Below are 8377 nucleotides of genomic sequence, written 5' to 3' on the forward strand. Positions count from 1 at the left end.
TCCGGCGTGACCTGATAGTCGCTGTCGATGACGCCCACCACCTCGACGTCCGGGGCGGTGACGGACAGGCCAAAATTGAGCGCGCCGCCCTTGAAGCCCGGCCAGCGCGGCAGGTGGAAGAAGCGGAAGCGCGGCCCCAGCTTGGCGCAATACTCCTCCAGCGGGCGCCACACCGCCTCGTCCTTGGTGTTGTTGTCGATCACCAGGACTTCGAAGTTGGGGTAGTCCATGGCCGCCAGGGCGTCCAAGGTCTCGATCACCATGTGCGCCGGCTCGTTATAGCAAGGCACGTGGATGGAAACCTTGGGCGCGTAGTCGCCCAGCGGCTCGCGCACCGGCGTGTAGCGGCGCTTCCAGCGCTGGGTCCACACCACCTCGGTCAGTTCCAGCCCATCGATCAGCATGACGGCGAACAGGATCAACTGGGCGAAGATCAGCACCATGAAAGCGGTGAAGGACAGGGTGCCCATGCCCACGGTCAGGGCCTGCGTGCCTGTCCACACCAGGACCGACGCCACGGTTTGGATCAGGAAGCCGTAGAACAGCTGGCCGCGCCATTTCAGGTCGTCGCGGCTGAGGACGAAGAAGAACATGGGGAGGAAGGCCAGGCCGGTGGCGATGGCGCACAGCACCCGCCACGACGGCACCTCCAGGATGCCGCCCACCATGGGGAACTTCTGGTGGCGGTGGGCATCCCAGATGCCCCAGGCCGTCTCCGCCGTGCCGCCCAGCGTGCGCTTCCACGGCTGGTCGAAGGCTTCCATGATGTAGAAGTCCAGGCGCTGCTGGCCAGCGATGTTCAGGAAGCTGCGGATGTACTTGGCCTCGTTCACCAGGCCGGCTTCGGCCGCCCCGCGATAGGCGCCGTCGGACGGCCAGCCGGTCTCGCCGATCAGGATGTGCTTGTTGGGGAAGCGTTCCTGCACCTGGCGGTAGGCCGCCATCGCGTCGTCCACCGCGCGGTCCACCGACACCTTGTTCCAGTAGGGCAGCAGGTGGATGGTGATGAAGTCGCAGGCGTCCGCCAGTTCCGGATGGTTCAGCCAGACGTAGGATGGCTCCGCCGTGGACACCGGCACATTCACCTGGCGCTTCACCCGCTGGATGTAGTCGATCAGCTGGGTGACGCTGAAATCGTCACGGAACAGCACCTCGTTGCCGACCATGACCCGCTTCACGTTGGCATTGGCGCGGGCCACCCGCACCAGGCCCGCCAGCTCCGCCTCGTTGGCGGCCATGTCCTTGGCCAGCCAGGCGCCTTGGGTGACGGTCAGGTTGGGATAGCGCTCCAGCGCGATGGGCGCCACCTGGTCGATGCCGTTGCCCACCTGATAGGTGCGGATGGACTGCACATGCGGCGCCACCACGTCCAGGTCGCGGCGGATGTCGTCGGCGGTGGGGCTGTCGCCGTTCTGCGGGCTCTGGTCGGCCTGGAAGGGCACGAAGGCCACGCCGGCGATGGTGCCGGCCCACGGCCGTTCCACGGCCGGGCGATTGACGATCGCCCAGGCGCCGATGTTGCCCAGCACCAGAAGAAGCAGGACCGCCCAGGCGGACTTCTGCATCCTCAAAATCTTACGCATTGTGAACGACCCCTGCCCCTGAACGGGATGACGGATGAAGACGGCGAACGGAAAAAACGCGTGCGAAACGTGTGAATGACCAAGCGGGTTCCCAGCCCCGGGGACCTGACGCTTGACCAGACGGCCCTCCCAATCGCACGACTATGGGGCAATTTTATGGAGGCCGGCGGCCCGCCTGTCCTGTCCCATGGCCGAACCCTTTGGACGGGCGGCGTCGGGCAGTAGTACATAGCCATCCCGGCGGCGGCGTCCAGCGGTATTGCGGACACCCGCGCCCGCCGTGCGATAAGCCATCCAACGCCCACCCAATGCATTGCCATAGGACGGATTTCCCCCGGATGACAAGCGCCACTGAATTCATGCTGCACCCCCGCCTGGCCGCCGATACCGTGACGGTGGGCGACCTGCCGCTGTGCCGGGCCCTGCTGTCGCGGAACGCCTGCTGGCCCTGGCTGGTCCTGGTGCCGCGCCGCGCCGGTGCTGTGGAGATCCACCGGCTGGAGGTGGCCGACCAGGCCCGGTTGATGGCTGAGATCAGCCAGGCCTCCCGCGTCATGGAGGCGGCGTTCTCGCCCGACAAGCTGAACGTGGCCGCCATCGGAAACCTGGTGCCGCAGCTGCATGTCCATGTCGTGGCCCGCAGGCGCGACGATGCCGCCTGGCCCGGCCCCATCTGGGGTTCCGGCCATGAGCGGGCCTACGACGCGGGCGCGGCCGAGGCGCTGGCGGCGAAGCTGGCGGTTGATCTGGGGCTGTAAGCGGGGCGTATAAGATCGCTCACGACCAGAATGCCGGAGGGCGCTTCCATGATCACCGTCCATCACCTGAACAATTCCCGCTCCCAGCGCGTGCTGTGGGCGCTGGAGGAATTGGATTTGCCCTATCAGGTCGTGCGCTATGAGCGCGATGCGGCCACGCAGCTGGCCCCGCCGGCGTTGAAGGCCATCCATCCGCTGGGCAAGTCGCCGGTGATCGAGGATGACGGCCTGGTGCTGGCGGAATCGGGCGCCATCATCGAGCACCTGGTGCGCACTTATGGAGAGGGGCGCCTGGCCCCGGCGCCGGGCGACCGCGCCTCCTACGCGCGCTACCTGCACTGGATGCACTTCGCCGAGGGTTCGGCCATGCTGCCCCTGCTGCTGCACCTTTACACCAGCCGTTTGGGTGAGGCCGCCGCCCCCCTGCAACCCCGCATCGCCAGCGAAATGGCCAACCACCTGGGCTATATGGACGCGGAGTTGGGCAAGTCGCCCTGGTTCATGGGCGACCAGTTCACCGCCGCCGACATCCAGATGAGCTTCCCCATCGAGGCGGCCATGATGATGCCCGACGCCGGCCAGCGCTTCGCCAACCTGGCGGCCTTCGTGGCCCGCATCCAGACGCGTCCGGCCTACCGCGCGGCGGTGAAAAAGGGCGGGCCTTATCGCTACGATCGCGGCTGACCCAGCTTCGCCGTCAGCCAGTCGACCAGCGGCGCCCACACCTCCTGCGGGGCGCCGGCGCTGACCACCATGCCGATGTGGCCCAGGCGGGGTTCCAGCCGGTCGCCGCCGGGGATGGCGTCGATCAGGGCGCGGGCCGCACCCGGCGGCACGATGCGGTCGCGGGCGGGGATGATGGCCAGGGTGGGCAGGCGGATGGCGCCGGGGTTGATGGCCTGGCCGCTTATCCGCCAGGTGCCTTCGGCGGGGTCGTTGCGGCCGTACCAGCCGCCCAGGCACTCCCGCGCCACCGGTGCGGCCAGCGGCACGCCGTCGTTCAGCCAATCCTCCAGCGCCACGAAGTCCTGGGCGTCCTGGCTGTCGGGGTCCAGGCCGGCGTAGCGGCTGAACTTGCGCAGGGCCAACAGGGGGTCGAGGCCGGCGAACAGGAATTGGATCATGTCCACCGGCAGCTCGCCCAGCCAGGTCAGCGCCGGCTCCACCAGCGGCAGCACGGCGGCGGTGCGCAATGCCGCGGCCGGATCGTCGGCATGGAAGTCCCAGGGTGCCGCCAGCAGCACCAGGGCCGAGAGGGTCTCCGGCCGCAAGGCGGCGGCGGCGGTGGCCAGGGTGCCGCCCATGCAATACCCCACCAGGGCCGGGGCCTGGCCCCCCAGGTCGCGCACCGCGTCCACGGCGCGGGCCAGGCGGCCGGCGACATAATCGCCGAGGCCGAAGCCCCGTTCCACCGTGCCCGGCGTGCCCCAGTCCAGCAGGAAGGGACGGAAGCCCCCCTTCCCACCGGTGTGGGCCAGCCAACGCACCAGGCTTTTGCGTGCCGACAGGTCCAGCACATAGCCGCGGTTGACCAGTGACGGCACGAACAGCAGCACCGGGCCCTTGGCGCCCGGCAGGCCATAATCCAGCAGGCGGCTATTGCCCTCCGTCCACACGGGCGGCGGGTCGGTGACGTCACGCTGGTAGGGGTTGCGGCGATAATGTTCCAGGCCGGTCAGCAGCGTGTCGAGTCGGCGCCGGGTTTCACGATCCACCGCCGCGTTCAGGGCTTCCGGATCGACGCCGGCCAGGTCGGCCTGCAGTTGGCGGCGCCTGGGTTCCAACTCCTTGCGCCAGATCGGCGAGCTGCCGTTCAAGAGCGGCAATCCGGCCCGCGAGTTCAGCAAGACGGCCATCGCCGCCGCCAGGTGGGTCGCCAGGGGACGGGGACCCTGGCGGGGCTTGGGCCGGGGCTCGGGGCGGGGTTGGTGCATCGGTGCCGGCGGCGCCTGGGGTGCCGCCTCCGGCGCTGGCTTGCGGGTTGGCATAAGGCCCCCAGGGGAAGGTGGCGGGGGAGGGGAAGGGGACGCCCATCCAGGCCGCGGGGCCAGGATTCGCGCCGCTGGCGCCGGCGGCGCCCATACCGGCGGCGAAGGGGTTGCCGGCCGGCCAGGCGGCCTGGCCCAGGGTCCGCGCCAGGCGGGCGAAGGCCCCGGTCATGTCGGGGTCGGCGGCCACGGCGGCCCACTGGTCCTGCCACAAGTCCAGGTAGCGGCGGGCCAGCGCGTCCAGGCTGGGCGGCTCCCCGGGCGGGGGGGCGGCCTGGTCGGTGGAGGCCTCGGAATCAGGTGGTGACGCGGTGGACTTGCGGGACATGGCGGCCAATCTACACCCCCGCCCAGCGGGTGGCAAAGCAGTGGCGGAACGACTCTGACGCATTGGTTGCTGGCAGGATGCTTGCACCTTCCGCACCGCATGGATTAGCTATGTGCAGTGCACCCGTGTTGCGGGTGTTAAACATCGCCGGGAAACGCCGCCTATGGTCGACAAAGAAGACACCAAGCCCGCGCCGATCACGATCAAGAAGTACGCCAATCGGCGTCTCTACAACACCGCGACCAGCTCGTACGTGACCCTGGACCATCTGTGCCAGATGGTGAAGGACGGGACCGACTTCGTCGTCTATGACGCGAAGACGGGGGACGACATCACGCGGTCGGTGCTGACCCAGATCATCGTGGAAGAAGAGTCCAAGGGCGGGCAGAACCTGTTGCCCATCGGTTTCCTGCGGCAGTTGATCAGCCTGTATGGCGACAACATGCAATGGATGGTGCCGAAGTACCTGGAATACAGCATGCAGTCGTTCACCCGTAATCACGAAAAGATGCGGGACTATTTCCAGAACACCCTGGGCGGCATATTCCCCTTTGGTTCGTTCGAGGAAATGGGCAAGCAGAACATGGCCATGTTCGAGCGGGCCATGCGCATGTTCTCGCCCCTGGCCGGGGCCGAGGGCGGCAAGGCCGACACGGGCGAGGCGCCCAAGGCCAAGCCCGCCAGCGGCGGCCAGTTCGACGAGTTGCAGAAGCGGCTGGACGAACTGCAGCAGCAACTGGTCTCCCTCACCACCCTGACCCGCAAGCCGGACTGACCGTCCGCGCGGATCAGTTTCAAGAAAGGCCCGGCCGCCCCGATGCGGCCGGGCCTTTTGTGCATGTGCGGAAGCGGGCATCTGGCATCGCGGCCTGGAAAGACAGCCAGAAATTGCGCCCTTGCCGCGTCCGGTTGTGGGGGTGCGGGGTTGCGCCAACGGCATTTCACGCCGCGCTTGACCCTGGGCTAAGGTTTGCGCCCCGGACAACAGACCCCCGGACACCAAACAAATGAGCAGGGCCGCCCGGCAGAGGGGCGACGCCCATTTTCTGAAGGAATGAGGAAGACATGCCGCTGAACCGCAGGATTGTTCTGGCCTCGCGCCCCGAGGGGCTCCCGACGGAACAGAACTTCGGGATGGAACAGGCGTCCATCCCCGTGGCGGGTCCCGGCCAGATGCTGCTGAAGACGCGGTGGCTCTCTCTCGACCCCTACATGCGCGCCCGCATGAGCGCCGCCAAGTCCTACACCCCGCCCATCGAGGTGGGCGGCCTGATGGTCGGTGGCACCATCGCCGAGGTGGTGGAAAGCAATGTCCCCGGCTTCCATTCCGGCGATCTGGTGCTGTCCAACTCCGGCTGGCAGGAATACGCCGTGGCCGGCCCGAAGTCGGTGCACAAGCTGGAGACCGACGGCCTGCCGGTGACGACGGCCCTGGGCGTGCTGGGCATGCCGGGCCTGACGGCCTACGTGGGCCTTTACGACATTGGCCAGCCCAAGGCGGGTGAGACGGTGGTGGTCTCCGCCGCCGCCGGCGCCGTGGGTTCCGTCGTCGGCCAGCTGGCCAAGCTGAAGGGCGCCCGTGCCGTGGGCATCGCCGGCGGGCCGGAGAAGTGCGCCTTCGTGGTGGATGAGCTGGGCTTCGACGCCTGCGTCGACTACAAGGCGGAGAATTTCAAGGAAGCGCTGGCCGCCGCCTGCGAGCATGGCGTCGACGTCTATTTCGACAATGTCGGCGGCCGGGTGACGGACGCGGTGTTAGAGCTGCTGAACACCTTCGCCCGCGTGCCGGTCTGCGGCCGCATCGGCAACATCAACGACACCGAGCCGCCGGCCGGCCCGGACCGGGTGCCGGCCCTGCTGTCGACCATCCTGACCCGCCGCCTGCATGTGCAGGGCTTCATCGTGTCCGACCACTGGCACCGCAACGACGCCTTCCTGGAAGAGGTCGGGGCCCTGGTCAAGGAGGGCAAGCTCCGCTATCGCGAGGACGTGACCGAGGGCCTGGAAAACGCGGTCGGCGCCTTCCTGGGCCTGCTGAAGGGCAAGAACCTGGGCAAGGCCCTGGTGAAGCTGTAAGCCAGAATACCGGCAGCGGCATGAGGCATGGCTTCATGCCGCTGTAGGCTGCGACTGCGGCCGCCGGCGCTTGAGGAACTGCTTAAATTCTGATCTCGGCGCCCAGGACCTTCAGCAGTTGCGCCAGCCAGGCGGGATGGGCGGGCCAGGCGGGGGCGGTCACCAGCTTGCCGTCGGTGATGGCGCCGTCCACGGGAATGTCGGCGTACTCGGCCCCCGCCAGCGTCACTTCCGGCCGGCAGGCGGGGTAGGCGGAGACTTTGCGCCCCGACAGCACGCCGGCGGCGGCCAGAATCTGCGGGCCGTGGCAGACGGCGGCGATGGCCTTGTCCTGGTCCGCGAAGGCACGCACCAGCGACAGCACGCGACTTTCCAGGCGCAGGAACTCCGGCGCGCGGCCGCCGGGGATGACCAGGGCGACATAGTCGTCGGCCTTCACGCTTTCGAAATCCGCGTTCAGCGTGAAGTCGTGGCCGCGCTTCTCGGTATAGGTCTGGTGCCCTTCGAAATCATGGATGGCGGTGGCCACCTTGTCGCCGGGCCGTTTGCCGGGCGACACGGCGTCGACCTGGTAGCCCACCATGGACAGGGCCTGGAAGGGCACCATGGTCTCATAGTCCTCGGCGAAATCGCCGACGATCATCAGGATGCGCTTGGGGGCCATGCGGGTTCCTCCATCGGGCCGGTTGGGGCCCGACCAGGATGCCGATGGCGGGCTGGAATGCCTATGGGCCCTAAGGAGGTAGGGTCGGCGATGGCGCCGCCCGAAAGGGCAATGGGCATTGGTCTGCGATGAGAGTGATGTGCGAAGTCCCTGTTATGGTAGGTACGCCCGGACTTTCCACGCCGGGCACTCCAATTTCACGAGCGACCGGTCGACAGGCACGAAACGCAGGGCAAATAGCCGGGAGCCTACGGGAATCTCTCCCGTCCCTTCCCCTTCGCGGATGGGAAGGATCATGCCGTCCACCATTTCCAGGCTGATGCCGGCCTCCCACTCGCCATTTCCTCCTCGGCCCCCACGACTACAGTAGGCGTGGATCATCCGGACGTCGGAGAATGCGTATGTCCTTTCTGATGATAGGAAGCTGGACTGGTGGCGAATACCTTGGTTAGTCATGCAGGTTCGCGACCCTGTCAAAAACAGGCCTACGCCCAGGGTCAGAATCTGGACCGTCAGTACGATCCAAAAGCTTCTGTAGCGAAACAGGCTCCCTTGGCGTTTGAAGAAGGAGCCAACCGCTTCTCCCAGTAGGCCGGCGCTTAAGAGGGCGAAGAGAAAATCGGCGAGGAAGTGCCAGGGCTCCACTGTTGGCGAGGCTGTACAGAACAGCGCGTCAGGGCCGGCGAAACGGTGTCGCAGGCTATCATCCACGCGTAACGTTGCCCAAAACAGAATGAAGATGCCCACGAAGAACGTGGTGTAGGAAAGCACCGGCCTGATATCTGGTTCTTGCTTATCCTCGAATGATCCTCTCCTCACCTTTGCGCTCCAGATCGGGAAAGCATTGGAGAAGGTGCGGACGTCACCGATCCGCCTGCCGGTTCACCACTGCCGTGACGGGGGCCAGCACGATGCCCCGGTCGCGCAGGCCCACGGCCCAGCGGGCGATGGCCTCCAGTGTCACGGGATAGGGCTGGGCG

At 67.2% G+C, this 8377-nt stretch carries 9 protein-coding genes; 4 read left to right on the forward strand and 5 right to left on the reverse strand.

The features are described 5' to 3' along the window. A partial coding sequence (locus I55_RS09995) for a glycosyltransferase (RefSeq protein WP_148293663.1) occupies nt 1–1583 on the reverse strand: 1583 nt, incomplete at its 3' end. A gap of 338 nt (nt 1584–1921) precedes the next feature. Between I55_RS09995 and I55_RS10000 the strand changes: the two genes are divergently transcribed. After that, nucleotides 1922–2341 carry an HIT domain-containing protein gene (locus I55_RS10000; RefSeq protein ID WP_044560392.1) on the forward strand — a complete coding sequence of 140 codons (420 nt, stop codon included), beginning with the start codon at nt 1922–1924 and terminating at the stop codon, nt 2339–2341. A 48-nt stretch (nt 2342–2389) separates the two neighbouring features. Then, entirely contained in the window at nt 2390–3025 is a 636-nt protein-coding gene (locus I55_RS10005; RefSeq protein WP_044560398.1) for a glutathione S-transferase family protein, read from the forward strand. On the opposite strand, the gene I55_RS10010 is transcribed toward I55_RS10005, so the two are convergent. Together I55_RS10010 and I55_RS38345 are read right to left on the reverse strand one after the other, a co-directional pair. Continuing rightward, entirely contained in the window at nt 3010–4125 is a 1116-nt protein-coding gene (locus tag I55_RS10010; RefSeq protein ID WP_252181095.1) for an alpha/beta fold hydrolase, read from the reverse strand. The two genes, I55_RS10005 and I55_RS10010, sit on opposite strands and share 16 nt — an antisense overlap. After that, entirely contained in the window at nt 4046–4657 is a 612-nt protein-coding gene (locus I55_RS38345; protein ID WP_252181096.1) for a hypothetical protein, read from the reverse strand. Before I55_RS38345 ends, I55_RS10010 begins: the two co-directional genes overlap by 80 nt. A 163-nt stretch (nt 4658–4820) precedes the next feature. Between I55_RS38345 and phaR the strand changes: the two genes are divergently transcribed. Both phaR and I55_RS10020 read left to right on the forward strand, forming a co-directional pair. Then, nucleotides 4821–5432: a polyhydroxyalkanoate synthesis repressor PhaR gene (gene phaR / locus I55_RS10015; RefSeq protein ID WP_044560394.1), complete on the forward strand. Its 612-nt coding sequence runs from the start codon at nt 4821–4823 to the stop codon at nt 5430–5432. A 290-nt stretch (nt 5433–5722) separates the two neighbouring features. Next, nucleotides 5723–6733, forward strand: coding sequence for an NADP-dependent oxidoreductase (locus I55_RS10020; protein ID WP_044560395.1), 1011 nt, complete (start codon nt 5723–5725; stop codon nt 6731–6733). 82 nt (nt 6734–6815) lie between these two features. On the opposite strand, the gene I55_RS10025 is transcribed toward I55_RS10020, so the two are convergent. Further along, complete coding sequence (locus tag I55_RS10025; protein WP_044560396.1) at nt 6816–7397, reverse strand: DJ-1/PfpI family protein; 582 nt, start codon at nt 7395–7397, stop codon at nt 6816–6818. Nucleotides 7398–7550: 153 nt separating this feature from the next. After that, the gene (locus tag I55_RS10030) at nt 7551–8168 is read right to left on the reverse strand and encodes a hypothetical protein (protein WP_044560397.1); all 618 of its coding nucleotides are present in this window, start codon (nt 8166–8168) and stop codon (nt 7551–7553) included. Nucleotides 8169–8377: the final 209 nt, after the last annotated feature.

The sequence above is a fragment of the Azospirillum sp. B4 genome (assembly GCF_000333275.1).
Taxonomy (GTDB): Bacteria; Pseudomonadota; Alphaproteobacteria; order Azospirillales; family Azospirillaceae; genus Nitrospirillum.